This is a genomic window from Calothrix anomala FACHB-343, from assembly GCF_014696435.1.
Classification (GTDB): Bacteria; Cyanobacteriota; Cyanobacteriia; order Cyanobacteriales; family Nostocaceae; genus Aulosira; species Aulosira anomala_A.
Genome location: NZ_JACJQG010000072.1, coordinates 15,687 through 41,908, shown reverse-complemented (window position 1 = coordinate 41,908; position 26,222 = coordinate 15,687). Strand labels below are relative to the sequence as shown.

Genomic DNA, 26,222 nt, shown 5'->3' with positions numbered 1-26,222 from the left:
GCGGGTTTTTTGTATTTCTGATGGATGCAATCGCATTTCATCGGATTTATGCAACGCCGATTTTCTCATAGGCATTGCTGAATTAGGGGATGGATTTTGAGCTATTGAAATTTTCCACTCCTTATTCTCTCTGCGTCTCTGCGCCTCTGCGTGAGATAAATCATCCCGCAATTATGCAACGCCTTCTCATACTATTTATGAAGTTGCAGGAAATTATATCTTTGGGAAACGCAAAGGGGCGCTAAGGTTAACGCAAAGGTGCGCAGAGTTTTTTAGTTTCATCATTTTGAGCTAAGTAAAAAAAGGTAACGAAAAGGTAGGATTTACAAATATATGTATACTTTGACAAATTAAATTATCTTGATCTATAACAGGGTTTTAACATGAAAAATATGATGCATTAATCGGTGAATACGCCTACTTTGATAGTCAATTGTGACTCAATTTTTCTAAAAATTCTAAAAATAAATACTGAAAAATTAAATTAAGTTTTTAATTAAATATTGGAGTTACGAAATTGTACTTAAATAAATATAATCATCATCCCTCGTTTCCACAAAGCCTGGATTTGGTACATGATTTTCAAGAAAACAGGCAAAATCAACCTGTAGCGGTAATTTTAGAACAACCATTACCGTTGATGACAAATATAGTTAATGATGGGGAAGATTGCCTGAATTGGCTGAGTCTGCATGAACTTTGGGGGAAATTGTCACAATCAGCAAGAGAAGCGATCGCGCAATCGTTTCATTGTTTTAATGTAGAACCGGAAACTTTAATCTACCAGGAGGGACATACCCCTATAGGATTATATCTTTTGCAGTCGGGAAAGGTGGAGATTTTTCGGCGATCGCTAATTGGGCAATCATTAATTCGCTATCGACATGCAGGAGATTTATTTGGCTATGTTTTGATTGCGAATGGCGTAGAAGGAACATATCAAACTAATGCGATCGCTCTGACAAAATGCCAAATATTATTTTTACCAAAGGCTGCATTTCAAAAGCTGATTGCAGAATTCCCCGAAATTGAACGTTTGATTCATTCTCAACTATCGCAAGATTTGTATGAATATACTAGTCGGATTGCTTGGGAACAAGAACGGATTCAAGCTTTACAGGCTTATATTCAGCCATTACCAACAAATACAAGCATTATTGGTAATAGTAAAGGCGCACAAAAACTCACAGAACAAATCAATCAAGCCGCAGCCAATCTTCAGCCTGTGGTGTTACAGGGACAAGCAGGTACGGGGAAAACCTTCTTTGCAGGTTTGATTCATGCTGGTTCTAGTTTGGCTTCCCAAACCTTTGCCGAAATTGACTGTGGGGCGTTACAGCGCGCGGAAGATGGGCGGCTAGATACGGATGTGCTGTTTGGTAGGATAGGACAGCAACGAGGGATTTTAGAACTGTTAGAGCGAGGAACCCTGCTATTAGATAATGTACATGTTTTGAGTCTAGGCGATCGCGCTCGTTTAAGTCACTACATCAAAACTGGATTAATTCTGCCAAACCAAGGTATTATCGGCAAAATTAATCCGATTACACAACCTGCACCAAAAATTGAATCTCAGGTACGTCTCATCCTCGCATCGCCAAATAAACTAGATTTACCGGATATTAAAGCGATTACCATTAAACTCTTTACCCTACCTCAACGCAAAGCCGATATACCCCACTTTGCTGAGTATTTTTTAAAGCAGTTTTGCTGCGAACAAAACCGCCCCTTGTTAAAACTCGATCAATCAGATCTCCGCCGCTTAATTAGCTATGACTACCCTGCAAACGTGACAGAACTGGCAGAGATTTTGCACCGAGCCACGATTATGACGCCACCGGGGTATTCTGTGATTCCAGAACAGGCATTATGGTCAGTAGAATCAACTAAAAACGCTTTTCGCTTGGATTTGTTAACTCATGTACCCTGGTTGCGACAAATTTTGTTGAGTCGCTGGTATCCCAAGGGTATTTGGGTAATTATGATGGCAATTTTTGTCCCTGTGGTAGTTTGGGGTTTTATAGGGCCGCAAAATCGGGATAGCAGTATTACCCTAAATTTATTTTGGGCTTGGTGGTGGCCTGGTTATCTATTTCTGTTTGCCTTTGTGGGTAGGCTTTGGTGTGCTGTATGTCCATTCATGATTACCGGAGCCGTAATTAGGCGCATTTCTATGTGGCTATTTCCCCGCCAGCAACTCACTTGGAATAGCAAATGGTTGAACCGTTGGGGCGGTTGGATTGTCTTCGCCGGTTTTGTAGCTATTTACCTATGGGAGAAACTCTGGGACTTACCGCACCATGCTTACCTGTCTGCTTGGTTACTGTTGACAATTGCCGCCGGAGCCGTCATTTTTAGCCTCATCTACGAACGGCGATTATGGTGTCGGTATCTTTGCCCCATCGGTGGAATGAATGGTTTATTTGCCAAATTGTCGGTAATTGAATTGCGATCGGCACAACAGTTATGTGGTAGTCAATGTACCACCTTTGGCTGTTATAAGGGCACTAAACCAACCCCCATTACCTTTGCTGAAGCTTTAGCAAGCGAAGGACAGCAAACGGGAGGTTGTCCGCTTTATTTACATCCAGCGCAATTGCAGGATAACCGCGACTGTGTGCTGTGTATGACTTGCTTGAAAGGCTGTCCCAATCGCTCTGCACAATTGAATTTACGCTTCCCAGCTTCAGATTTACTCGATAACCACAAAGGATTTTGGGCAGAAGTCGCGCTGTTGCTGCTGCTGTTGGGTGGTGTATTCATGCATAACGGGCAGAAAATTCTCAGATGGTTGGGATTTGGTGATATTTCCCTTGATTCCGAGCATTTACTCATTAGCCTGCCGATTGTGCTGGCGCTTCTGAGCATTCCCGCCATTTTGACTTATTCCACTCATGCGATCGCGCGTTTTTTCGATAAACAGCAACCAGACTATCTCACCGTGATTTATGCCTACCTACCTTTAACTCTAGCAGCTAATCTCGCTCATTATATTCCGGCTGCTGTGACGGAAGCTGGGCAAATTCTGCCAGTTTTAGCACAAACATTGGGCTACAGTGGCGCTGGCTTACCCTCTCTCAGTTGGAGTTTAGATGTAGCGCAATTTTTGCAAGGCGTTACCCTAATTTCTGCAATGGTGTTTAGTCCCTATCCACTGCTACGCATGACTAAGCGATCGCTTTTGCAAAATCTGCCACATTTGTTGCTAATGTTAGGTTTTACCGCCTTCTTTTTTAACTTGATGTTTTAGGGCATGGGGCATTGGGCATTGGGCATTGGGCAAAAGTCAAAAAGAATTCTTAATTTTGAATTTTGAATTTTGAATTTTGAATTGTTTGTCCCCCTTTTCCTGTTCTTTGACTTGCTCTAAACAGGGCGATCGCGTCAAAATAATATTAAGATGCTGTAATTTCTCGTAACAATGCCCTTAACACAGCCTTTGCAAACCCTCAACTCTTCCCCAATAGCCACAGAAAAGCGGGGATACGATTACGATTTAGTTATTGTCGGCGGCGGAATTGCGGGATTAACCCTCGCCGCAGCCTTAAAAGATTCCGGCTTAAGTATCTTGCTGGTGGAAGCGAAAGTAGCATCAGCAGCCGTAGCCAAAGGGCAAGCCTACGCCATTCACATGCTTTCGGCGCTAATTTATCAAGGAATTGGCATTTGGGATAAAATATTACCGCAAATCGCCAAATATGAGCATGTACGCCTATCTGATGCCGATTTTTCGGAAGTGGTGGAATTTAACACCGCAGATTTAGGTACACCAGAGTTAGGTTATGTAGCCGAACATCAAGCACTGTTAGAGCCGCTACAAGAATTCGTCCGTAATTGTACTAATGTAACTTATTTATGTCCCGCAGAGGTATTGAAAACCGAGTACCACAAAGACATAGCAACCCTTGATATTAAAGTTGCAGAACATACAAGAACTATACGCAGTAAATTATTAGTCGCCGCCGATGGTTCGCGATCGCCAATTCGTCAAGCGGCGGGAATTAAAACCCACGGCTGGAAATATTGGCAATCTTGTATTGTCGCCTTCGTCAAACCAGAAAAACCCCACAATAACACCGCCTACGAAAAATTTTGGACTAGCGGCCCGTTTGCGATTTTACCGCTACCGGGAAATCGTTGCCGCATCGTCTGGACAGCACCCCATGAAGAAGCGAAAGCTTTATGTGGTTTAGATGACGAGCAATTTTTAAGCGAACTCAGCCGCCGCTTTGGTAATCAGATGGGTAAATTAGAATTATTAGGCGATCGCTTTATATTTCAAGTGCAACTCATGCAAAGCGATCGCTATGTCTTACCGAGATTAGCATTAATAGGCGATGCAGCCCATAATTGTCATCCTGTTGGCGGACAAGGTTTAAATCTAGGTATTCGCGATGCAGCAGCATTGGCACAGGTAATACAGACAGCCCACGCTAAAGGCGAAGATATTGGTAACATCAAAATTCTCAAGCGCTATGAAAACTGGCGTCAGCGAGAAAATTTGACAATATTAGGTTTCACCGATTTGTTAGATCGGATGTTTTCTAATAATTTCTTACCTTTATTATTGGTGCGTCGTTTAGGTTTATGGATTATGCGCCGAGTACCATTGCTTAAAGTTTATACTCTCAAGTTGATGATTGGGTTAAAAGGGCGGACTCCAGAACTGGCGAAAAGATAAATGGAATAGCTAGTTCAAGGTGAGTCAAAATTTTGGTGAAACAGTCCTTTTTTCCTCTCTTTCTCTGTGTCCTCCGCGTCTCTGTGGTTAAATAAATTATTTTTGAACCGCAGAGGCGCAGAGAGCGCAGAGAGAATACTTATTCCATCGCTGTAATCTCCTGATTCGCCGCATTTTCTGCCCGCACCATTGCTTGCTTTAACGGCTGCTCCCCTAACAAAGCGCTAATAAATTGATTATCAAAATTATTCACAATAGCGGCGGGATATTTGCCTGCTTGCCAAGGCGTAGCGTAGGACACACCGCTTACAAAAGGCGATCGCAAAGTATCTCTGTCATAACCTAATTTCTCTGCTACAGATTTTCGCGTCGGTAGCGCAAACCCGGTTCCCGTCCACTTTTCCATTCCGGCTTTACCTGTGAGATAAGAAATTAATTCCCAAGCCTCAGCTTTGTGTTTGGCTTGTTTATTCATTACATAGGCGACGGTAAAAACCATTGTATTTTTTTTATCATTAATAGTTGGTACTTCTGCGGTAGCAAACTCCAAATTGGGGAAAGTTTCCTGAAGATAAGTCAGCGCCCAATTCCCCTCAATTACCATTGCAACTTTACCCTGTCCAAACATTTCGCTACCTGAGTTTGTCCCTACATCGGATTTTTGGGCAGAGGTACGATCTTTTTGATACTGATCGATAACTAATTGCAAACCCTGTAAACCTGGTTCCCTGGCAAAGGTAGCATTATCATTTTTACCAATAATTTGTCCGCCAAAGGCTTTAATTTTATACGCTTGACGGGCTAATTCGGGAACTTCTCCAAAGCCATATTTATTCAACTTACCTGTTAATTGCCGAGAGTAGCTGCGTAATTCTTCCCAAGTCTTGGGTGGACTATTTAAACCCAGGTTAGCGAAGGCTTTTTTGTTATAAAACAGCGACAGGGTTGAGTAATCTTTGGGAAAGCCGTAAATTTGGTTTTGGTATTTGAAGCTATTAAGTAGGTTAGGTTCAAAATCGGCTAAATCAAATTCGGGGGTAATATAACCATCTAGCGGTTCGAGGACGTTTTGACTCATCAAAAAAGGAGCTTCCAGCGCATCTAGATAAAATACATCTGGTGCGGCTTCTCCGATTAAGCGAGTTTTAATTACATCCATGTATTGATCGGAAATTACCTCATACTTAACTTTAATTTGGGGGTGCTGTGTTTCAAAATCTTGGATTACCTGTTTGAGGAGTTTTTGCTCAACTTGATTACCTCCCCAACCGCTAAGTTTCACAGTAACCCCTGTAGATATCTGGGATAGTGATAAACTGTGCCAAATAATCATGGCGATCGCGATCGCTATTGCCAATCCCAAAAACTTGTACAATTTGCTGCTAATCACGTAATTATCACAGTCACTCTTTCTTTACTTATATCGTCTGTCGCCAAAACCCGATATTTCCCCATCTGAATTTTTGTTGCAATCTCTATTCCCTAGTCCCTAGCCCCTAGCCTGTGTTAACCAAGCTACAATGGCGAGAAATTATCGGCAACGAGACAATTCTACGGTTCATTATCCGTATAAATTTAATTTATGACTTTTGTTCCGATTGAAACTGTTGCGCCTGTGAGTTTGGAAATTACCCAGATTCCCGCGCCACAATCAGCATTTATTTCTCCGACAAAGCCCAATCCGCAAGATTATAAAGATGCTATTCGCACCAGCTTGCGAGCTTCAACTCTAGATGCGGTTTTCGCCGCCGTTTTCGGTGTAGCTACTGGTGGTATTTTACTCAGCAATTTTCTATTAGAGTTGGGTGCGAGTCCCGTGGTGTTTGGGATGCTGTCATCTATTCCGATGTTGGTAAATTTGGTTCAACCATTAGGTGCTTTATTATCCGAACGCAGCAGCAGCCGTTTCCAATATTCGCTGAAAACTCATGGAATTGCGCGGTTACTGTGGCTCATTCTCGGCTTTAGTATTATTACTTCACCCTGGATTGGGATAAATTCTCAACAGTTAATATTATTAACCCTGTTAGTTGTACTGTTCAGTGGCTTATTGGGGGGTTTGGGAAGTGCATCTTGGCTAAGTTGGCTAGCAACAATCGTTCCGCGAAAGTTACGAGGTAGGTATTTTGGGATTCGTAATAGTGCATCTAGCTTGACTAATTTGCTGTGCGTACCTTTAGCAGGGCTAGCGGTATCGCATTGGTATGGTGGCACTTTACAAGGTTACGGGATAATTTTATTTGCAGCGATCGCTTGCGGGATAATTAGCATCTGCTGTCAGTACTTTCAAACTGACATGAATCCCGCATTACAAAACAGTAGTCTTGTAAAGTACCAGCAAACTAGTGAATCTGCGGAAACTGTTACCGTCACGGAAATAACTAGTCCACCCAATGATTTGGCAAGTATCGGCAGTAACTGGAACTTTTTACGGTTTCTGCTTTATTTCGGCTTTTGGACGCTGGCTTTTAATATCAGTGCGCCTTTTTTCAACTTCTACATGCTAGATAAGCTACATCTAGATGTCAGTTGCGTAACGCTTTACGGTAGTCTCCAGGCGGGAGCTAGTATGTTATTGATTGTCTTGTGGGGTAAATTAGCCGATAAAATCGGTAACCGACGGATTTTAATGATGATTGGCAGTTTAGTAGCACTGACACCGTTATTGTGGCTAGGTGTCAGTGCGAATAGCTGGAATATTTGGTTATGGTTACCGCTATTACATATTTTTACAGGCGGAACCTTGGCAGCAATTGATCTATGCAATAACAATTTGCAATTAGCGATCGCACCACTGAAAAATCAGTCTATCTATTTTGCGATCGCTTCTGCTGTCGCTGGTTTTAGTGGTGCTTTAGGTACAACTATTGGCGGCTTCATCGCCGAATTTGCCGGACAAGGCGCTTTACTCGGCTTATTCGCCCTATCTAGCTTATGTCGCCTAGCAGCAATTTTACCCCTGATATTTGTTGAAGAATAGGGCATTGGGCATTGGGCATTGGGCATTGGGCATTTTTCATAGACGCGATGAATCGCGTCTCTACAATGTCTTCCTTGTCCCCCTTGTCCCCCTTGTCCTCCTTATCCCCCTGCCCCCTGCTCCCTGCCCCCCCTAGCCCCTCACTTACTCAGCAGCGCTAGAACTCAAGCTCATGCTTTCCCATAACACCACGTGTGGGGCGGTGGGTATGGGTTGGTGTAAACCAATCAGCTGGGCGAGAGTGTTCTTTAACTGGGTACGGGAAACGATTTCGTCAACAAAACCATGCTTGAGTAAATCTTCAGCAGTTTGGAAATCTTCGGGTAGTTTTTCGCGGATGGTTTGCTCAATGACTCGTCTACCGGCAAAGCCAATGGTAGCTTTGGGTTCTGCGAGGATGATGTCGCCTAACATGGCAAAACTGGCTGTTACACCCCCGGTGGTAGGATGAGTCAAAACAGGAATATATAAAAGTTTGGCGTCGCGATGGCGTTGTAAGGCGGCGGAAATTTTCGCCATTTGCATCAGGGAAAGCATACCTTCTTGCATTCTCGCCCCCCCCGAAGTGCAGACGATGATTACCGGGTAACGGCGTTGGGTGGCTTGCTCAATCATCCGGGTGAGTTTTTCCCCGACGACGGAACCCATGCTTCCACCCATGAAGCGGAAATCCATTACTCCTAAAGCTACGGGTAAACCATTAATTTGACCAAAACCAGTTTTTACTGCATCAATTAAACCAATTTTTTCTTGCATTTCCCGCAAGCGATCGCTGTAAGGTTTGCGATCGCGAAATTGCAGGGGATCGGTAGGACGCAAATTCTCGTCCATTGGTCGCCAAGTGTTAGCATCAATTAATTGGCGAATGCGTTCGTCGCTATCTACCCGATTATGATGACCGCATTCCACACAAACCATCTGATTTGCTTTTAGGTCTTTTGTATAGGTGAGTACACCACACTTAGCACACTTGTGCCATAACCCATCAGCAATTTCTCTTTCTTGACGTTCTTGATTAATAGTGCCTGGTTTTCGGCGATTTGCAAACCAATCCAATAGTGACTTTAAACCGCGTGATTCTTCGTTGTTTGCCATTTTTATCTTATTAATTGGGTAATGAGGTCGAAAACTGAGTCAAGAAGCTAGAGGGATTACAGGGTAAAAAGTCCTCATTCCCCAGTCGTGATTTGGGACTGTGGACTGGATATGGTTTGTGTGGTGGCTCCGCTAGGGGAAAGACACGTTTGTTCATCCCGTTTGGCTCTTGACTATATGACTAATCGTCAAATTACGCTTCTTAGCTATTCAGACCTTATTTTGCATCTTTGGTTGCCAGCTTAACGAAAATGCTGATGCCAACACAACTGTGTTATCAGTTTTATCTTTGTGAAAGTATTGGCAAAGGTCTTACATATTAATCCCCCCAACAGGACGCTCTTCCCCAACCCCTCAAGGGGACACTTGCTCCCACATCAAGACTTCGTATTGCTAGGTTATGAGCAGTTAGCTCGTTAAGAGGGTAATACTGGTCACAGGATGATATTACCAAAATCTGAAGAATTAATGGCGTAATGACAGTTACAGTCATGGGGGTAGAAATTTCTTATGATTGATTAATGGGGTTTAAAATGGGATTTTAAAAAACTCCAAAAAATAAATTACTCCGTTCAAGTTGTTGACTGTTGACTGTTGACTGTTGACTGTTAACCGTTAACCGTGAACTGTGAACCGTCAACACTGAACAATAGCAATGGAATATTTTTTTACTTGGAAGTCCCTTAAGTTGTCCATGTGCGACTTTGTTTTTGCCTCCTTTATTTAAATTACTGGAAAAAATAGCCGCAAGTACGCCGATAAAATCGCTTCACCGCCAAATAAGGCGATCGCTGCCCCAATCGCCAGAAACGGGCCAAAGGGTATTTTTTGACCAAATCTGCGCTTTGAGAGTGTAATTGAGGCAATCCCCACTAAGGTTCCCACTCCACAAGCGATAAAAGCCGCTAGCAGCAAATATTTCCACCCCAGCCAAGCCCCCATCATGGCGGCTAATTTAGCATCGCCTGCGCCCATTGCGGTTTTACCCAGAGCAATGGAGCCAAAAAGCGCGATCGCATCAAATAACCACAATCCCACCACTGCGCCAACTATTCCCATCATTAAATGTCTAATAGCTCCCACAGAACTACCTTCAGGAAACAATCCAATAACTATTTGAAATATTATTCCCAATACCAAACCCGACTGCGTCAGTTGGTTTGGTAATGTCATAGTATCTAAATCAATGAGGGATAAGGCCAATAACCAGCTACAAAACGCCCAATAACCAATTGTTAAAATAGAAACTTTAAATAAGAGAAAAACTAGTAAAAATATTACGCCCGTTAACGCTTCCACTACAGGATAGCGGGCAGAAATCTTGCTTTTACAATAACGACACCGACCTTTTAACCATAGCCAGCCAAAAACAGGCACATTATCATAAGCTTTTAGTTGGTTGAGGCAATGGGGACAGCGAGAAGGCGGCCAAAGTACCGATAATCCGGCTGGTAACCGATACACCACAACATTGATAAAACTACCGATAGATGCACCTAAGGCGAAGACAACAGCACTCGCCGGTAGGATTATGAGAATATCCATAATTAGTCATTAGTCATTAGTCCTTTGTTATTTGTACTTTGTCAGTCGTCAGTTGTCAGTTTTTAAGTATCATCTGTCCCTTGTCATTCCTCATTTGTCTAGCAACCAATGATTAATGACTAGTGACTGTTGACGGTTGACTGTTGACGGTTGACTGTTGACTAATGACTTTTGACTAATACATTTGGGATTCAATTTGACTTAACGGCACAAAACATTCTTGCGGTAACAGAACTGGCTGATTAGTAAAAATTACCTTACCGCGATGAGTAACGCGATTAATAGCTACACCTGTAGGCTGTCCAGTAACTTCTGGATGTGCTTCGCAGAGAGTGTAGTAAATCTGACCAGCAGCCCGGATAACAGCAGGATCAGCCAAAGGTGGCTGAGAATGCTGACTGCGGGGAGCAGTATAATTTTCGTTTCCTTGTCGTAAAGCGTACACTATGGATGTTATTGCTTTCTAGATTTGTCTCTAGTTTATATGAAACTTTCCGTAACGGTTGCCAAAATGATCTAGATGTTGGGCATGGGGCATTGGGCATGGGGCATTGGGCAGGGAGCAGGGAGCAGGGAGCAGGGGGAAAAGGAAGAATAATGACAACTGACAACTGACAACTGACAACTGACAACTAACTAATCGCTTTAATTAAAGCTTCACCCATAGCGCGACAGCCTAAAAGATTGGTACCGGGGGAGAGAATATCGCCAGTGCGATCGCCTTGTTCGAGAACTTGGAATACGGCGTTTTCGATGGCGTCGGCGGCGGCTGGTTGATCTAGGGCGTACCGTAGCATCATGGCTGCACTTAATACTTGTGCTAGGGGGTTGGCTTTATCTTGTCCTGCGATATCTGGGGCGGAACCGTGAACCGGTTCAAAGACGCCGGGGGCGGAAGCACCTAAACTAGCTGAAGGGAGCATTCCAATACTACCTGTGAGCATGGCAGCAGCATCGGAGAGAATATCGCCAAATAAATTACCTGTGACGATGGTATCAAATTGTTTGGGGGCGCGGACTAATTGCATTGCCGCATTATCGACATAGAGGTGCGAGAGTTCCACATCAGGATATTCTTGAGAAAGTTTGGTGATGCGATCGCGCCACAGTTGAGATACTTCTAAAACATTGGCTTTATCGACTGAACAAAGTTTCTTACCGCGTTTTCTGGCGGTTTCAAAGGCGACTCTGCCAATGCGATCGATTTCTGATTCGGTGTAAACCATTGTATTTACACCCCGCTTCTCTCCTGTCTCCGTTTCAAAAATCCCCTTGGGTTTACCGAAGTAAATTCCTCCAGTGAGTTCGCGCACCACCATAATATCTACGCCTTCGACAACTTCCCGCTTTAAAGTTGAGGCATCAATTAACTGGGGTAAAATTTTCGCTGGGCGCAAATTGGCAAATAATCCCAACCCCGCACGTAATCCTAATAACCCTGCTTCTGGGCGGAGATGAGATGGTAAAGTATCCCACTTGTAACCACCGATAGCAGCGAGTAATACTGCATCGCTGTTGCGACAAGTATCTAAGGTTGCAGCCGGTAGGGGTTCGCCAGTAGCGTCAATAGCTGCACCACCAATTAAAGCTTCTTGAAAATCAAAACTTAGATCAAATTTGTTCCCCACGACTTTCAGCACATCTACCGCTACGGCCATAATTTCGGGGCCAATGCCATCGCCGGGGAGTAAAGTAATGCGGTAGTTTTGAGTCATAGCTAGTTTTTACTGAGTAAATGCTTGCAGATTAAATATCATACCTAGCAACGTGTACTCATGAGTTAGTAGATATGCGGTAAAAATTCTTTTTATCGGCAAATTGACCTACAAGACTACAATTAAACTAAATCTCTGGTAAGGGACATCCAATTTTTTAAATACCTAATAAATTTGTAGTGCGAGCGTCTCGCTCGCTTTTGAACACCAGCGAGCAAGATGCTCGCACTACGAAATATGGGTAATTTATTTTTTGTAAGTCCCTAAAAACAGGAGAAAAAAGGCTAAATCAAATGCCTTCACCAACCTCACTCTTGAAGGGTGAGGATTGTCTAAACCAATTTAGGCAACGCAAGAGGTGAATACCGCATTGAGACACAGGTTGGCACGCACTTCCAGATACTTCCCTAGTCTGGACTATCTACAAGCCTAATTGGTTAGGTGCTGTTAGACAGGACATCTTATCTGTGTTGCGGGAAGGGACTTAAACAAGTTTGCTGGTTCTTGGGCTTATCGCCATTTAAAAACCAGTCCCCGTAAGGGGCTTGTAAACCGGTACTAAAGGACGGGGTTTCTACCCATTTTTCTGATGACCGTAACTACTTATAAATGGTCACTTGAACGCTATCACCGAGCAATAGAAGCAGGCATTTTTGACGGACAGCCGATTGAACTATTGCGTGGCGATCTTATTGTTATGCCCCCAGAACGCGAACCTCACGCCTATTACAACACAGAAACTGCCGATTATCTCCGCGCACTACTGGGTGAACGGGTAAAAATTCGCGATGCAAAACCTATCACTTTACCCAATGATTCCGAACCCGCCCCTGATATCGCAGTTGTTAAACCTTTAGGCGAAATTTACTTGCAACATCACCCTTACCCGGAAGATATTTTCTGGGTAATTGAATTTTCCCAAGCTACCCTCAGTAAAGATTTAAACGAGAAAAAAGAAATTTATGGGGAAGCAGGAATTATTGAATACTGGGTTGTTAACCTCAAGACTCCGCAATTACAGGTATTTCGCGACCTCAATAATGGAGAATACAAAACTGAACTAACATTCACTACAGGTACTATTTCCCCCTTGGCTTTTCCTGATGTATCCGTACAAGTTCAGCGTCTTATCGGTTTACCAAAATAAAATAGCCAAAAAATAAACAGACGCGATCGCTCGCGCCTGGTTACTAAGTTAGGAGTGTTAAATGAACAAGTTTTGACTTCTTGCTCTTAGCTACTACAAACCCCCAACACTCAATTCCAGATTCTCATTAGTCAAATTGATATCGTTTTGATTGTCGTCAACGTTGCGTTGATTGTCGTCAATGTTGTGTTGATTGTCGTCAATGTTGTGTTGATTGTCGTCAACGTTGCGTTGATTGTCGTCAACGTTGTGTTGATTGTCGTCAATGCTGTGTTGATTGTCGTCAATGCTGTGTTGATTGTCGTCAATGCTGTGTTGATTGTCGTCAACGTTGTGTTGATTGTCGTCAATGCTGTGTTGATTGTCGTCAATATTGTGTTGAAGAACTGTAATAATCGGCTTTTTCAGCTTAAACCGACATATGGTAAAGGCGATCGCACTCACGGGAAATACAGCAGATTACCAGTTCCTCAAGTATAAATCATCGTAGGGGCATAAGCACCGCTTTGCCCCCACCCGGCGACATCCCCCAGGCTACATCATTTCTCTAAAGTCAGGCGATCGCATTTAATGAAAAATAGCACAGGCGATCGCCTTTATCCCAAATCACCGATTTTTCTATTTGCTCTAAGTAAGTAGGCAGGAAAAAACCAAACCATATAAAGATAAGTAAAATTGGTTTTAGTGGATGACACGAATTTGTCATTGCTACTCTCAAAATGCAAATTTCACCTTAGACGATAACAATTTGTCATAACGACACGAATGTGTGACCGACGACAGATAATTAGTCACTGTACAAAAAAAGAAAAAGACCGTGAAACATAATGCTTCACGGCTTTTCGTGTGGTGTGAGGAGCTTAACTACAAATCATCATAAAGTAGCTCAATTGTGAAAATAATCCGGTTACACTTTTGGTAACCAAAAATTTGCTAAACCCAATACAAAATTACCCTGCTGGCGACGGAAGGTTTTCCCTGCTTGAGGCGAGTGGCGTTTGCAAACACACCCTACCCCTACTTATACTAAGCTGTGACGCATTTAAACTTTATATTTCCCACTAAGGTTGTCAAAAGTCCAGAGTCCAGGGTCAAAAGTCAGCTTGGACTTTTGACTCTTGACCCTGGACAGCCCTAACACGAAGATATTTGATCTGGGCGCGTAAAAACTTAATCTTGCTTAATAGTGCTTAAGCAACGTCTTTTGCTATGCAAGTGAAATTAAACAAGATATTTATAAACTTATTTAAAGAAATATTAAAGAAAATAGTACAGACAAAAACCACATTTTTGCTAAAAATTTGGAGCAAAAAAATTTTGCTTAACCCAATTGTTGACAAATATTGCTGAATGTAACGATAATTTAAATCTAAAGACAAGATTAAAATAAAATAAATCCTTGACTGTACAAGGTTTGCGGGTTTTCTTAATATTTCGTAACTAAATCTTTGAACCCAAATAAAAAATTGCACAAAATTTGCACAATTGGATTGCTTTAATCAATTGCAGGTTCAAAAAACCGCTGAACTCTTTAACCTGGATGGAAGAGTTCAGTTTCTGAAAAATTGAGGCTCAACTATTTCACGATCTGAGCTTGTGAGTCTTAGAGAAGTAGTTGTAATGGATATTCGCAGTATTGAATTGATGGATAACTGTACCGTTAGTTAACTTTAAATAGCTAACAGTTTCGGGTGGAATTTGCCCGGATTTGCAAGGGATTAAAACTTGCTAGTTACTGTTTGCTGATTTACTGATGATAGCGTGGTTATCTTTCAACAAATTATGCTGCTCGTTCACATCAAGATTCAGAATTTTGAACCTAATTTGAATCCACAGCATAGTAATTATTTAGGAGATGCTGGAATGCTTGACGCTTTTACCAAAGTAGTTTCCCAAGCTGACACAAGAGGCGCTTACGTTAGCGATTCTGAAATCGATGCATTAAAAGATATGGTATCTGCTGGTGCTAAACGGATGGATGTTGTAAACCGCATCACCGGTAATGCATCCACAATTGTAGCTAATGCAGCTCGGGCACTATTTGAAGAGCAACCCCAGTTAATTCAACCAGGTGGTAATGCTTACACCAACCGTCGTATGGCTGCTTGCTTGCGCGACATGGAAATCATTTTGCGCTATGTAACCTACGCTGTATTTGCAGGCGATGCTAGCGTTTTAGACGATCGCTGCTTAAACGGTTTGCGCGAAACCTACTTGGCTCTGGGCGTTCCTGGCGCTTCTGTAGCGACTGGCGTTTCTAAGATGAAAGAAGCAGCGATCGCGATCGCAAACGATCCCAACGGTGTTACCCGTGGTGACTGTAGCTCCTTAATGTCTGAATTAAGCAGCTACTTCGATCGCGCTGCTGCGGCTGTAGGCTAGAAAAATCCTCGGCTAGCTCAATCTTTCTTATTTCTAACGCACACCTTTACATAATTTGTTGAAAGGATAATCAGCATGAAAACCCCTTTAACCGAAGCAGTCGCTACCGCAGATTCTCAAGGTCGGTTTCTGAGCTCTACAGAAATTCAAGTAGCATTTGGACGTTTCCGTCAAGCATCTGCTAGCTTAGATGCAGCTAAGGCATTAAGCGGAAAAGCTTCTAGCCTAGCTTCTGGTGCTGCGAATGCAGTATACCAAAAGTTCCCCTACACCACCCAAATGCAAGGTAAGAACTTTGCTGCTGACCAACGCGGTAAAGACAAGTGCGTCCGCGACATCGGTTACTACATCCGGATTATCACCTACTGTTTAATCGCTGGTGGTACAGGCCCTCTAGACGACTACTTAATTGGTGGTTTGGCAGAAATCAACCGTACCTTCGATCTATCTCCTAGCTGGTATGTTGAAGCTCTCAAGTACATCAAAGCTAATCATGGCTTGAGCGGCGACCCAGCTGTTGAAGCTAACTCCTACATTGACTATGCAATCAACGCTTTAAGCTAAGAGTTGATTTTTGCCCAGAACAACTAAAGGCTGTGGATGCTAATTTTCTAGCATAGGCAGTTTTATGGGGTTCTGGGCATGTTTTTTCTGATTAAAATTCAGGAGAATGGTCATGACTAGTTCCCAGGCCGCCAGTCAGTTAGGATTTGAGCCATTTGCCAGCACAGCTCCTATAGAATTAAGAGCAAATGAAGACGTAAAAGCAGTAATTAATGCTGCCTATCGTCAAGTGTTTGGCAACGATCACCTCATGCAAAGCGAACGTCTCACCAGCGCCGAATCGCTATTGCAGCAAGGTAACATTAGCGTTCGCGATTTTGTGCGGGCATTAGCACAATCCGAACTATATCGGCAAAAATTCTTTTACTCTACACCTCAAGTCCGCTTCATCGAACTCAACTATAAGCACCTCCTTGGTCGTGCTACCTATGATGAAGCAGAGATTGCCTACCATGTCGATCTCTATACCCAAAAAGGATACGAGGCAGAAATCAATTCTTATATTGATTCTTTGGAATATCAAGAAAACTTTGGCGAATCAATTGTCCCCTATTATCGCGGATTTGCTACCCAACCAGGACAAAAAACAGTCGGTTTTAGCCGCATGTTTCAAATCTATCGCGGGTATGCAAACAGCGATCGCTCCCAAGGGAAAAATAAATCTGCTTGGTTAACCCAGGATCTCGCCTTGAATTTAGCTACAGCGATTCAAACCCCGAACTTTGGTAAGGGACTAACTGGAACAGTCGCAGGCGATCGCGGACAGCTTTACCGAGTGCGCTTTATTCAAGCAAATAGCGGGCAGAATTCTCAAGTCCGCCGTAGTATGAGAGAGTCTTTGGTGGCTTACGATCAACTCTCACCCACCCTCCAAAGACTGAATCAAAGAGGGAACCGGGTAGTAAATATTTCTCCTGCCTAAATCAATTCCATTTGCAATATCCAATCTATAAGGAGAGCTATTAGTGGCAATTACAACCGCCGCGTCTCGTTTGGGAACTTCGGCTTTCGATCAAACACGCCCAGTTGAACTGCGGCCCAACTGGACAGCAGAAGATGCCAAGGCTGTCATTGCAGCAGTTTATCGTCAAGTATTAGGTAACGACTACCTAATGCAGTCAGAACGTCTCACCAGCTTAGAGTCGTTATTGACCAATGGTAAACTCAGCGTCCGGGATTTTGTCCGCGCCGTGGCTAAATCCGAACTATACAAAACCAAATTCCTTTATCCGAACTTCCACACCCGGGTAATTGAATTAAACATTAAACACCTGCTAGGACGCGCACCCTACGATGAGTCGGAAGTAATCGAGCATCTCGATCGCTACCAAAATCAAGGCTTCGATGCAGACATCGATTCTTACATCGACTCTGCTGAATATGATGCTTACTTTGGCGATGCGATCGTTCCTTACTACCGTGACTTTGTAACCACAGGCGTTGGTCAAAGAACCGTTGGTTTTACGCGCATGTTCCGCCTCTATCGCGGTTATGCTAGTAGCGATCGCTCTCAGCTTGCTGGTACTAGTTCTCGTCTGGCTGCTGACTTAGCTAAAAACAGTGCCTCTGCGATTATCGCTCCTTCTGGTGGTTCTCAAGGTTTCTCTTACCTCCCCTCCAAGCTAGGAACAGCACCCAGCCGCACCTTTGGCAGATCTTCCGCTGGTTCTACCTCAGGTTTATACCGGATTGAAGTGACCGGTATCAGCTTACCCAGATATCCCAAAGTTCGTCGGAGCAATAAAGAATTTATCGTTCCCTACGAACAACTATCTAGCACCCTACAGCAAATCAATAAGCTGGGCGGTAAGATTGCTAGCATTACCTTGGCACAATAGGAGATAAAACCATTATGTTGGGTAAATCTGCATTGACAAGAGGGTCAAGCACCAGCTCAGAAGATCGCGTTTTTATCTACGAAGTAGAAGGATTGCGCCAGAGCGAGCAAACCGACAACAATCGGTATCAAATTCGCAATAGCAGCACAATTCTCATTCAAGTGCCTTACAGCCGCATGAATGAAGAAATGCGACGCATCAGCCGTTTAGGCGGTAAAATTGTGGGCATTCGTACTGCGTCTGCTGAAACTTCATCGGAAAACTGAAATCGCATCGCATATCTGACAGCAATAGTATTTAATTTTGGAATGTAAGGGCGTGGAAAAGTTTACCTTTCTCCGCCCCTTTACTGCTATGAAAAATAAAAGCTAAAAAATAAAATATAATGATTAAATTTTAAATTATCCCTGCTGTTTGGAAGATTTGTTGAGGTGTAATTTGTAGCCCTGGAAAGAGAGAATCTGTCAAAATATCGCGATCGCGCTTAGTTTGGGGAAGAGTATTCGGGCAAAAAATCGTAATAGTTTTGGCTTTGGTATCTACAATCCAAACTCTTTGAACTTGAGCTTGTAAATAATCAGTGGCTTTTTCTGTCATTTCTCCAAAAGTTTGACCAGGAGAAATAATTTCAATTACTAATTCAGGTGCAACTGGACATGCCTCATCCTGTAACCAATCGGCAGGAAGACGATTATAAGAAATATAAGTCAAATCTGCTACTGGAACCCAGTCTTGTTGATTTCTGATGAGCTTAATTGCCCATTCAATTACTATCCGTCCTTTTCCTTGCGCCCATGCAGACAATAAGATAAATAGCGCACCTGTTACGGAACTATGAAAATATTTTGGTGCCATATCATCATTAGGAAATTTAGGGACAGCTACGCCATCAATTAGTTCGTAAATGATATCACCTTGTGGAAGTGCAAGGAATTCTTCTAACGTGAGTTGGCTGTTTAATTTAATCATGATTGGTTTTGGTCTTGCAGGGTAACTCTAGTTTAAATTTTTCGTATTGCTTGATAGAGAACAACACTAGCTTGAAAATAGGGGCTAGGGACTAGGGACTAGAGATTTTCATGTTTGGTTGTGTGTTTTCCCCATGAAGGACTAACTTGAAAATAGCGTTGACTGTTGACTATTGACTGTTGACTATTGACTATTGACTCTTAAGAGATATTTCCATATTTGGTTGTGGGATTTTCTCGCCAATGATGGCTACTTATTTGAGTTGTGGCTAACTTAGCAACGGGCAACTATAATGTATCCATGCTCTTACAACAATTCAAAGCAATAGTCTAGGAGTCTTGTAGCAAAGTTGACGTAAATTAATATTGAGAATCACGGAATTCTGGCAGAATTTGGCAAGTTTTTGTTTGCACTATATTTAGGAGAACAACATGGCTGAAATTCCCACTGGCGGTCAAATGCTCTGGAAACTTGAAGGAGATGAGCGCGTTTTGTACCTGCGTCATAACTCCTCAGAGCCGTGGCGGCCTTATGAGGAATTTCCCCAGTATGTTTTACCTGACCCCCAAGGATTTTCTAAAGGAATTGCCACCTTTCTCGCCTTGCTCAAGAAAGATTGGACAGCAACTAAATCGTGATAAATTACACAACTACTAAGTAGGTCGGCGTAATTAAAGACAACTGGCGAGGTTTGTCATTTGTCATTGGTCATTGGTAAGGGTTTCAAGCATGTTTACATTGCGCAGCATAGTTTGGTTTATTGCCGCCGACTTACTGAATCAGGGCTGTTAACTTTTATGTGGGCGGGTTCAGGGATATCCGCGTTGATCGACAAAGATCTAAATAAACCCGCCCCTACGGTCAACAGTCAACAGTCAACAGTCAACGGTCAACAGTCAACAGTCAACGGTCAACGGTCAACAGTCAACAGTCAACAGTCAACAGTCAACAGTCAACGGTCAACGGTCAACGGTCAACAGTCAACAGTCAACAGTCAACAGTCCTCATGATGGATTGTGCGACTTAAAAGCAGAATAGCTTACTTATTGCAGACATTAATTGCCTATTGCTTGCTTGAGCGTTGTACGCTCATAACACTTATATGAGAAAAACTCAGTTTTTTTAATATTTATTAAAATTTTATTCATTTTTAGCTCGGCTGTAGAGCAGCAATATCTACCTGTAATAGCAGTAGAGCTAGGTAGATTAGCTAGACAAAACTGAGGGATGATTAAGAAATGCTAAGAAAATTATAAATACTAATAAGAATGAACAGCTTGATGAATAAGCGTTTCCGGTCATGACACCATGAAGTTGACAATTTGTAATAAACAAACGATCCAACGATATAGTATAAACAACATTGAAGAGATCAACAGACCAGGCGATCGCCTAGTCGTTCATCCCAGATGAGAAAGCTCTTCAATTATTAAAGAAATCAGAAATCTTCCCAACTTCCTCAGGGAAACAATCGGAAAGGTTTCAGCAGTTATTCAACCTACTGCTTTGAGTTGATTAGGCTATTAGCCGAATCAAATTGGGTTGTAACCTAATCCAAGCCATACTCGACTAAACGAATTAGGACATAGAGTGTATGTTTGACGCATTTGCAAAAGTAGTCTCCCAAGCTGATGCACGCGGTGAATATCTGAGTGCTTCTCAAATTGATGCCCTGAGCGCTATGGTTGCTGATGGCAACAAGCGCATGGACGTTGTCAACCGCATCACCGGCAATTCCTCCACAATCGTTGCTAATGCAGCTCGTTCTTTGTTTGCAGAACAGCCCCAGTTGATCGCTCCTGGTGGTAACGCTTACACCAACCGTCGTATGGCTGCTTGTTTGCGTGACATGGAAATCATCTTACGCTATGTAACATACGCTATCTTCTCTGGCGATGCAAGCATCCTCGACGATCGCTGCCTCAACGGTTTGAGAGAAACCTACTTGGCTTTAGGAACCCCCGGTGCTTCCGTAGCAGTTGGCGTTCAAAAGATGAAAGACGCTGCACTAGCTATTGCTGGCGACACCAACGGTATCACCAGAGGCGACTGTGCAAGCTTAATGTCTGAAGTAGCTAGCTATTTTGATAAAGCTGCTGCTGCGGTTTCATAACCACAGACTTACCAGTTTTTTCTGATCGGCTGCACATAGCTGACAACAATTGCTAAAAGCTCTTTCATCAAAATAAGATATTGGGAGAAAATCTGACATGAAAACCCCTTTAACCGAAGCAGTAGCTGCTGCTGATTCCCAAGGACGCTTCTTAAGCTCCACCGAAATCCAAACCGCATTTGGTCGTTTCCGTCAAGCTAAAGCTAGCTTAGAAGCTGCAAAAGCTTTAAGCGAAAAAGCTTCTAGCCTAGCTAGCGGTGCTGCTAACGCTGTTTACAGCAAATATCCCTACACCACCAGCACTCAAGGCCCCAACTTTGCTTCTACTCAAACAGGCAAAGACAAGTGCGTTCGTGACATCGGTTACTACTTGCGCATGGTTACCTACTGCCTAGTTGTTGGTGGTACAGGCCCAATGGATGATTACCTCATCGGTGGTCTTGCTGAAATCAACCGTACCTTCGATCTATCTCCTAGCTGGTACGTTGAAGCTTTGAAATATATCAAAGCTAACCACGGTTTGAGCGGCGATCCTGCTGTTGAAGCTAACTCCTACATCGACTACGCCATCAACGCATTAAGCTAATTTTTTAGATGGTTTGACCCGGAGGGGTATACAATGACTGACAGAAGTTAGTGATTGTTTACCCCTCCGGGTATTGTTTTGGTCAGAAAAGCGATGAATCAGAGACGCAATGAATCAGAGACGCGATGAATCGCGAGAGACAAGAGACGCGATGAATCGCGTCTGTACAAGGCGTCAGCAATCTAAAGTTTCCTAACCCTTCATCTCGTTGAGAGCGATTTTCTATGGAAAACAAAGCTAATATTCAGGATGATAGCCAATTAACTGTGGAACAGGCGATCGCTAATCTCCAAGGTGAAGATTTGGGATTACGGGTATACGCCGCTTGGTGGTTAGGACGCTTTCGGGTGGATGCTCCAGAAGCCATTGATGTATTAATTACTGCCTTAGAAGATGAGGACGATCGCACTCATGCTGGTGGTTATCCCCTACGTCGCAATGCAGCTAGAGCCTTGGGTAAACTAGGCGAAAATAGAGCAGTTCCCGCTTTAGTCAAAGCGCTGGAATGTTCTGATTTTTACGTCCGGGAAGCTGCAGCCCAATCTCTAGAAATGTTGGGGGACACATCCTGTATTCATCGGTTGATTGATTTATTGAGCGATCGCATTCCTGGAACCTCACCCGCACCAGAACCGCCCCAGTTAGCCCAACCTTTTGACGCGATTATTGAAGCCTTGGGAACTTTGGGAGCAGTTGAAGCCATTCCTGCAATTGAATCTTTTTTAGATCACCCCATTCCCCGGATTCAGTTTGCAGCAGCTAGGGCAATGTATCAGCTTACCTATAAACCAACAGAAACATCAAATCAGTATGGCGATCGCTTAATTCAAGCATTAGCTAACGATGATTTACAATTACGTCGAGCCGTGCTAGCAGATTTAGGAGCGATTGGATATTTGCCAGCTGCTGATGCGATCGCCGAAACTTTAGCAGAAAATAGCTTAAAGCTGATAGCCCTCAAAGGCTTACTCGAAAAGCAATTGCCACAAACCACAGCAACGGATTTATCTCCTGGGGCGATTAAAGTAATGCAATTAATGGATGCGCTATTGTAGCAGAAAGAGGGACAATGTAAAAGGTAGAACTTATTGCTTCTCTTCTCCCTCATGCCTGATTACCTTAACTCTCTAATTCGTGCAGTAGAAGACGCAGATTCTTCTCTCCGGCTACAAGAAGCTGTGAAAAACTTAGCAGCATCTCGTTTAGAAGGAGCCATCCCCACCTTAATTGCTTCACTCAGCTATAACAATCCAGGTGCAGCCGTCGCCGCTGTTGATGGACTAATCCAAATCGGCGAACCCGCAGTACCAGCACTGTTAGAGCTACTGGATCTGCATAACTACACCGCTAGATCTTGGGCAATCCGTGCCTTAGCAGGAATTGGCGATCCGCGAGGATTAGTCACCTTGTTAGGTGCAGCCACAGCAGACTTTGCCCTCAGCGTCCGACGGGCAGCCGCTAAGGGTTTAGGAATGATGAAGTGGCATTGGTTCCCCGAAGATTTGCTAGAAATTGCCCAAGCAGAAGCAATGGATGCCTTGCTATTTGTCGCCAAAGAAGACGACGAATGGGTAGTACGCTATTCAGCAGTCGTTGGTTTACAGTTTCTCGCCGATGCTGTGGCAACTAATTATCCAGATTGGCGATCGCAAATTCAGTCCCAATTTGAGCAAATAGCTGCCAAAGATGATAGCTGGGCAGTTAAAGCACGTGTCTTACTGGCGCAGCAACACCTCCAGAAACAGACTGTGATTGAGCAACAGCACAATGTAGAAGATAGCCCTTCACCGTTATCTTCTATGGACTGGCAAAAAATCATGGAAGGTTTGTATGGGCGTAAAGGACAAGAGCGACAGGTATTTGCCGAAGGCGATCCTCGACGTTATGAAAAACTCGCAGTAGCGATCGCTGAAAATTCGGATGATTAATTTTCTTCTCAGGAATTCAGTCTTGAATTTTACTGTTTATGCAAACTCAACCCGACATTTATGCATGATAGTGTCGGGTTTATTTCTGAGATTATATCCGCTTGATTACTTATACCAATTTCAATAATGTTTGCGGCACATCAATATATTCATATTCCAGAGGGCATGGCATTGCCATGCCCCTACCATTTGTCACACTCTTTTTTCAAATTGGTATTACTAAACCGCAAGAACCCCACCCACCAAAGCGATACTTTGTCTCCCCCTCTCCCTGCTCCCTGCCCCCTGCCTTCTTGATGATGCCTTCACTACGAAACAGCACTAATTGCTAGGCTAGAAATGGCCGATTTTAAACAGAGGGAATCAAGAAAATGCCACATACAATTGTTACCGATGTCTGTGAAGGCATTGCTGACTGCGTAGAAGCTTGTCCAGTAGCCTGTATTCATGACGGGCCAGGTAAAAACGTCAAAGGAACCGATTGGTACTGGATTGACTTTGCTACCTGCATTGATTGTGGCATCTGTCTCCAAGTATGCCCAGTAGAAGGCGCGATCGTTCCCGAAGAACGACCAGACTTGCAAAAAACGCCAGAATAGTCCATAGTTCAGGGTTAAGGTAAGGCAGAGGGGCGTGGGATATTGGGAAGGGAGACAAGGGAAAACGCAAGAGGGCAGAGGAAGCAGAGGAAGCAGAGGAGGCAGAGGGGGTAACTAAATAAATACTCAATGCCCAATGTCCAATGCCCCATGCCCAATGCCCCATGCCCAATGCCCCATACCCAATAACAAATGACTATTGACAAATGACTATTGACTATTTATTAGAAGTTCAAAATGTTCATGCTGGATATATTAAAGATGTAGATATCCTGCAAGGTGTAAATTTTCGGGTGGAAGCGGGGGAATTAGTCACCGTAATCGGCCCTAATGGTGCGGGTAAATCTACCTTAGCAAAAACCATTTTTGGATTATTAACTCCCCATACAGGCACAATTACCTTTAAAGGTGAAAATATTGCTGGCTTAAAGTCAAATCAAATTGTGCAACGGGGAATGTGTTACGTTCCGCAAATTGCCAATGTGTTTCCATCTTTAAGTATTGAAGAAAATTTAGAAATGGGGGCTTTTGTGCGGAATGTGCCCCTAAAGCCCCTCAAAGATAAAATATTTACCATGTTTCCGCGATTAAGCGATCGCCGTCGTCAACGCGCTGGTACTCTTTCTGGTGGAGAACGACAGATGTTGGCAATGGGTAAAGCTTTGATGCTGGAACCAAGTCTACTGCTTTTGGATGAACCTTCCGCCGCTTTATCGCCCATCCTGGTAACACAAGTATTCGAGCAAATTAAACAAATTAACCAAGCTGGTACAGCCATTGTCCTCGTAGAACAAAATGCCCGTAAAGCCCTAGAAATGGCCGATCGCGGTTATGTTCTAGAATCAGGACGTGATGCTATCACAGGCCCCGGTCAAGAATTGTTAAACGATCCCAAAGTCGCAGAACTGTATCTAGGTGCTGGGAAGCATTAGATGCAAGGGAGCAGGGAGCAGGGGGAAAAATAGCAAAAGATCAATGCCCAATGCCCAATGCCCAATGCCCAATGCCCAATGCCCCATGCCCAAAACTTAAATCACTCTTAAACAGTGTCAGCGAGTACTCTTACATCTGGCTGAATTTTGCTATCTTCCAGGCAACAACGAAACGTTGTCAGGTAGATGAATGGCTAGAATTAATGGATTTATTGGGCGGCGTAATTTTTTACATTTAGCTGGTTTGGGTAGCATTGGTCTTGGGGCTATTATTGGTACTGGCGGTGTACTCTGGAACAAAGAACCATCATTAGCTGAAGATCCATCTAATGATGCTGTCAAAAAACCAAAACCAGTTAATCCCCAAACAGCATTAAATCGGTTGCTAATAGGAAATCAACGATTTGTTAAAGGGAAGCGTCTTCTTCCTCGCCAATCTAAATTTCGCTTGCAAGAAACTGTTGCAGCTCAATATCCATTTGCAGCTATATTAGGCTGTGCTGATTCGCGAGTACCCGCAGAAATCGTTTTTGACCAAGGATTAGGCGATTTATTTGTAGTACGAGTTGCTGGGAATGTGGCTTCTTCAGAAGCTATTGGTAGCTTGGAATATGCGACATCAGTATTAGGTACGCAACTTATTTTAGTTTTAGGTCATACAAAATGTGGTGCAGTTCACGCAGCCGTTGAAGGTAAACCACTTCCTGGAAGAATTGGTGCTTTTGTCGAAGAAATTAAACCTGCTGTAGAAATTGCTAAAAAGAAAAACGGTAATTTAGAAGCAAATACTGTTATTGCTAATGTGCAATATCAAGCCGAACATTTAGCTGAACGCTCGGCAATTTTAGGTAATTTAATTCAGCAAGGTAAACTTAAAATTGTTGGTGGTTATTATAATTTAGCTACCGGGAAAGTGACGATCCTTTCCTAATAAAAATTCCATATAAAGATGCAGAGAATTAGGTCTAAATTGAGTAGTTAAGCAAGTCGGTGTAAAAAACAAGCTAAATTAAGCAATGTAAAAATTTAGAATTCATTCTGTAGTGAGGATTTCAGTCCTCAAATAAGAAATAAAGTCCTCACTACGGAATTAAAATAATATGCCATTCCCATAAATGCTAAAAAATGTGTCATTTTTTTAACATATA

The 26,222-nt window shown here is 43.1% G+C and carries 27 protein-coding genes; 20 read left to right on the top strand and 7 right to left on the bottom strand.

The annotated features are described in order from the left end of the window. Positions 1-517: 517 nt before the first annotated feature. Together H6G08_RS30170 and H6G08_RS30165 are read left to right on the top strand one after the other, a co-directional pair. A complete protein-coding gene (locus tag H6G08_RS30170) occupies positions 518-3,250 on the top strand; it encodes a cyclic nucleotide-binding domain-containing protein (protein ID WP_199322794.1) in 2,733 nt (910 codons plus the stop codon). Positions 3,251-3,421: 171 nt separating this feature from the next. Then, positions 3,422-4,681, top strand: a complete 1,260-nt coding sequence (locus H6G08_RS30165; RefSeq protein WP_190549837.1) for an FAD-dependent hydroxylase — start codon at positions 3,422-3,424, stop codon at positions 4,679-4,681. A 139-nt stretch (positions 4,682-4,820) separates the two neighbouring features. Here H6G08_RS30165 and H6G08_RS30160 read toward each other — a convergent pair whose 3' ends face one another. Continuing rightward, on the bottom strand, positions 4,821-6,014 hold the full coding sequence (locus H6G08_RS30160; RefSeq protein WP_190549847.1) for an ABC transporter substrate-binding protein: 1,194 nt from the start codon (positions 6,012-6,014) through the stop codon (positions 4,821-4,823). Positions 6,015-6,263: 249 nt separating this feature from the next. On the opposite strand from H6G08_RS30160, the gene H6G08_RS30155 reads away from it, so the two are divergent. Further along, positions 6,264-7,661, top strand: coding sequence for an MFS transporter (locus H6G08_RS30155; protein ID WP_190549834.1), 1,398 nt, complete (start codon positions 6,264-6,266; stop codon positions 7,659-7,661). Positions 7,662-7,805: 144 nt separating this feature from the next. On the opposite strand, the gene accD is transcribed toward H6G08_RS30155, so the two are convergent. From accD to leuB, 4 genes are all read right to left on the bottom strand, one after another. Then, positions 7,806-8,756 carry an acetyl-CoA carboxylase, carboxyltransferase subunit beta gene (gene accD / locus H6G08_RS30150; protein WP_190549833.1) on the bottom strand — a complete coding sequence of 317 codons (951 nt, stop codon included), beginning with the start codon at positions 8,754-8,756 and terminating at the stop codon, positions 7,806-7,808. A 723-nt stretch (positions 8,757-9,479) separates the two neighbouring features. Continuing rightward, positions 9,480-10,301, bottom strand: coding sequence for a prepilin peptidase (locus tag H6G08_RS30145; RefSeq protein WP_190549831.1), 822 nt, complete (start codon positions 10,299-10,301; stop codon positions 9,480-9,482). A gap of 175 nt (positions 10,302-10,476) precedes the next feature. Next, on the bottom strand, positions 10,477-10,746 hold the full coding sequence (locus tag H6G08_RS30140; protein WP_190549830.1) for a hypothetical protein: 270 nt from the start codon (positions 10,744-10,746) through the stop codon (positions 10,477-10,479). A 187-nt stretch (positions 10,747-10,933) separates the two neighbouring features. Next, positions 10,934-12,016 carry a 3-isopropylmalate dehydrogenase gene (gene leuB / locus H6G08_RS30135; protein WP_190549827.1) on the bottom strand — a complete coding sequence of 361 codons (1,083 nt, stop codon included), beginning with the start codon at positions 12,014-12,016 and terminating at the stop codon, positions 10,934-10,936. Positions 12,017-12,605: 589 nt separating this feature from the next. On the opposite strand from leuB, the gene H6G08_RS30130 reads away from it, so the two are divergent. Together H6G08_RS30130 and H6G08_RS30125 are read left to right on the top strand one after the other, a co-directional pair. Then, on the top strand, positions 12,606-13,163 hold the full coding sequence (locus H6G08_RS30130; protein ID WP_190549825.1) for a Uma2 family endonuclease: 558 nt from the start codon (positions 12,606-12,608) through the stop codon (positions 13,161-13,163). A 147-nt stretch (positions 13,164-13,310) separates the two neighbouring features. Next, entirely contained in the window at positions 13,311-13,643 is a 333-nt protein-coding gene (locus tag H6G08_RS30125) for a hypothetical protein (RefSeq protein WP_190549823.1), read from the top strand. Positions 13,644-13,716: 73 nt separating this feature from the next. On the opposite strand, the gene H6G08_RS30120 is transcribed toward H6G08_RS30125, so the two are convergent. Further along, the gene (locus tag H6G08_RS30120; protein ID WP_190549821.1) at positions 13,717-13,869 is read right to left on the bottom strand and encodes a hypothetical protein; all 153 of its coding nucleotides are present in this window, start codon (positions 13,867-13,869) and stop codon (positions 13,717-13,719) included. Between the two features lie 1,157 nt (positions 13,870-15,026). On the opposite strand from H6G08_RS30120, the gene cpcB (H6G08_RS30115) reads away from it, so the two are divergent. The 5 genes from cpcB (H6G08_RS30115) (at position 15,027) to cpcD (ending at position 18,213) form a co-directional block, all read left to right on the top strand. After that, on the top strand, positions 15,027-15,545 hold the full coding sequence (cpcB, locus tag H6G08_RS30115; RefSeq protein WP_190549845.1) for a C-phycocyanin subunit beta: 519 nt from the start codon (positions 15,027-15,029) through the stop codon (positions 15,543-15,545). A gap of 75 nt (positions 15,546-15,620) precedes the next feature. After that, positions 15,621-16,109 carry a C-phycocyanin subunit alpha gene (cpcA, locus tag H6G08_RS30110; protein ID WP_190549819.1) on the top strand — a complete coding sequence of 163 codons (489 nt, stop codon included), beginning with the start codon at positions 15,621-15,623 and terminating at the stop codon, positions 16,107-16,109. Positions 16,110-16,221: 112 nt separating this feature from the next. After that, a complete protein-coding gene (locus H6G08_RS30105; RefSeq protein ID WP_190549817.1) occupies positions 16,222-17,031 on the top strand; it encodes a phycobilisome linker polypeptide in 810 nt (269 codons plus the stop codon). A 43-nt stretch (positions 17,032-17,074) separates the two neighbouring features. Further along, on the top strand, positions 17,075-17,947 hold the full coding sequence (locus H6G08_RS30100; RefSeq protein WP_190549815.1) for a phycobilisome rod-core linker polypeptide: 873 nt from the start codon (positions 17,075-17,077) through the stop codon (positions 17,945-17,947). A 14-nt stretch (positions 17,948-17,961) separates the two neighbouring features. Continuing rightward, positions 17,962-18,213 carry a rod-capping linker protein CpcD gene (gene cpcD / locus H6G08_RS30095; protein ID WP_190549813.1) on the top strand — a complete coding sequence of 84 codons (252 nt, stop codon included), beginning with the start codon at positions 17,962-17,964 and terminating at the stop codon, positions 18,211-18,213. Positions 18,214-18,343: 130 nt separating this feature from the next. Here the strand turns inward: cpcD and H6G08_RS30090 are convergent, their stop codons facing one another. Next, the gene (locus H6G08_RS30090; RefSeq protein WP_190549811.1) at positions 18,344-18,916 is read right to left on the bottom strand and encodes a Uma2 family endonuclease; all 573 of its coding nucleotides are present in this window, start codon (positions 18,914-18,916) and stop codon (positions 18,344-18,346) included. 431 nt (positions 18,917-19,347) lie between these two features. Here H6G08_RS30090 and H6G08_RS30085 point away from each other — a divergent pair, with 431 nt between their 5' ends. The 10 genes from H6G08_RS30085 (at position 19,348) to H6G08_RS30040 (ending at position 26,005) form a co-directional block, all read left to right on the top strand. Continuing rightward, positions 19,348-19,554: a hypothetical protein gene (locus H6G08_RS30085; RefSeq protein WP_190549809.1), complete on the top strand. Its 207-nt coding sequence runs from the start codon at positions 19,348-19,350 to the stop codon at positions 19,552-19,554. 186 nt (positions 19,555-19,740) lie between these two features. Then, on the top strand, positions 19,741-19,926 hold the full coding sequence (locus tag H6G08_RS30080; protein WP_242046332.1) for a hypothetical protein: 186 nt from the start codon (positions 19,741-19,743) through the stop codon (positions 19,924-19,926). A 584-nt stretch (positions 19,927-20,510) separates the two neighbouring features. After that, entirely contained in the window at positions 20,511-21,029 is a 519-nt protein-coding gene (gene cpcB / locus H6G08_RS30075; RefSeq protein ID WP_190549805.1) for a C-phycocyanin subunit beta, read from the top strand. Positions 21,030-21,126: 97 nt separating this feature from the next. Beyond that, on the top strand, positions 21,127-21,615 hold the full coding sequence (gene cpcA, locus H6G08_RS30070) for a C-phycocyanin subunit alpha (RefSeq protein ID WP_190549802.1): 489 nt from the start codon (positions 21,127-21,129) through the stop codon (positions 21,613-21,615). Positions 21,616-21,839: 224 nt separating this feature from the next. Beyond that, positions 21,840-22,670: a C-phycocyanin alpha-cysteine-84 phycocyanobilin lyase subunit CpcE gene (gene cpcE / locus H6G08_RS30065; RefSeq protein WP_190549800.1), complete on the top strand. Its 831-nt coding sequence runs from the start codon at positions 21,840-21,842 to the stop codon at positions 22,668-22,670. Positions 22,671-22,721: 51 nt separating this feature from the next. Continuing rightward, the gene (gene cpcF, locus H6G08_RS30060) at positions 22,722-23,543 is read left to right on the top strand and encodes a C-phycocyanin alpha-cysteine-84 phycocyanobilin lyase subunit CpcF (RefSeq protein ID WP_190549798.1); all 822 of its coding nucleotides are present in this window, start codon (positions 22,722-22,724) and stop codon (positions 23,541-23,543) included. Between the two features lie 371 nt (positions 23,544-23,914). Continuing rightward, complete coding sequence (locus H6G08_RS30055) at positions 23,915-24,142, top strand: ferredoxin family protein (RefSeq protein WP_096645224.1); 228 nt, start codon at positions 23,915-23,917, stop codon at positions 24,140-24,142. Positions 24,143-24,348: 206 nt separating this feature from the next. Continuing rightward, the gene (locus H6G08_RS30050) at positions 24,349-25,074 is read left to right on the top strand and encodes an ABC transporter ATP-binding protein (protein WP_096645222.1); all 726 of its coding nucleotides are present in this window, start codon (positions 24,349-24,351) and stop codon (positions 25,072-25,074) included. 71 nt (positions 25,075-25,145) lie between these two features. Beyond that, positions 25,146-25,313 (top strand): hypothetical protein, encoded by a 168-nt coding sequence (locus H6G08_RS30045; RefSeq protein WP_190549796.1) that lies wholly within the window; start codon positions 25,146-25,148, stop codon positions 25,311-25,313. After that, a complete protein-coding gene (locus H6G08_RS30040; protein WP_190549795.1) occupies positions 25,265-26,005 on the top strand; it encodes a carbonic anhydrase in 741 nt (246 codons plus the stop codon). Before H6G08_RS30045 ends, H6G08_RS30040 begins: the two co-directional genes overlap by 49 nt. Positions 26,006-26,222 lie beyond the last annotated feature (217 nt).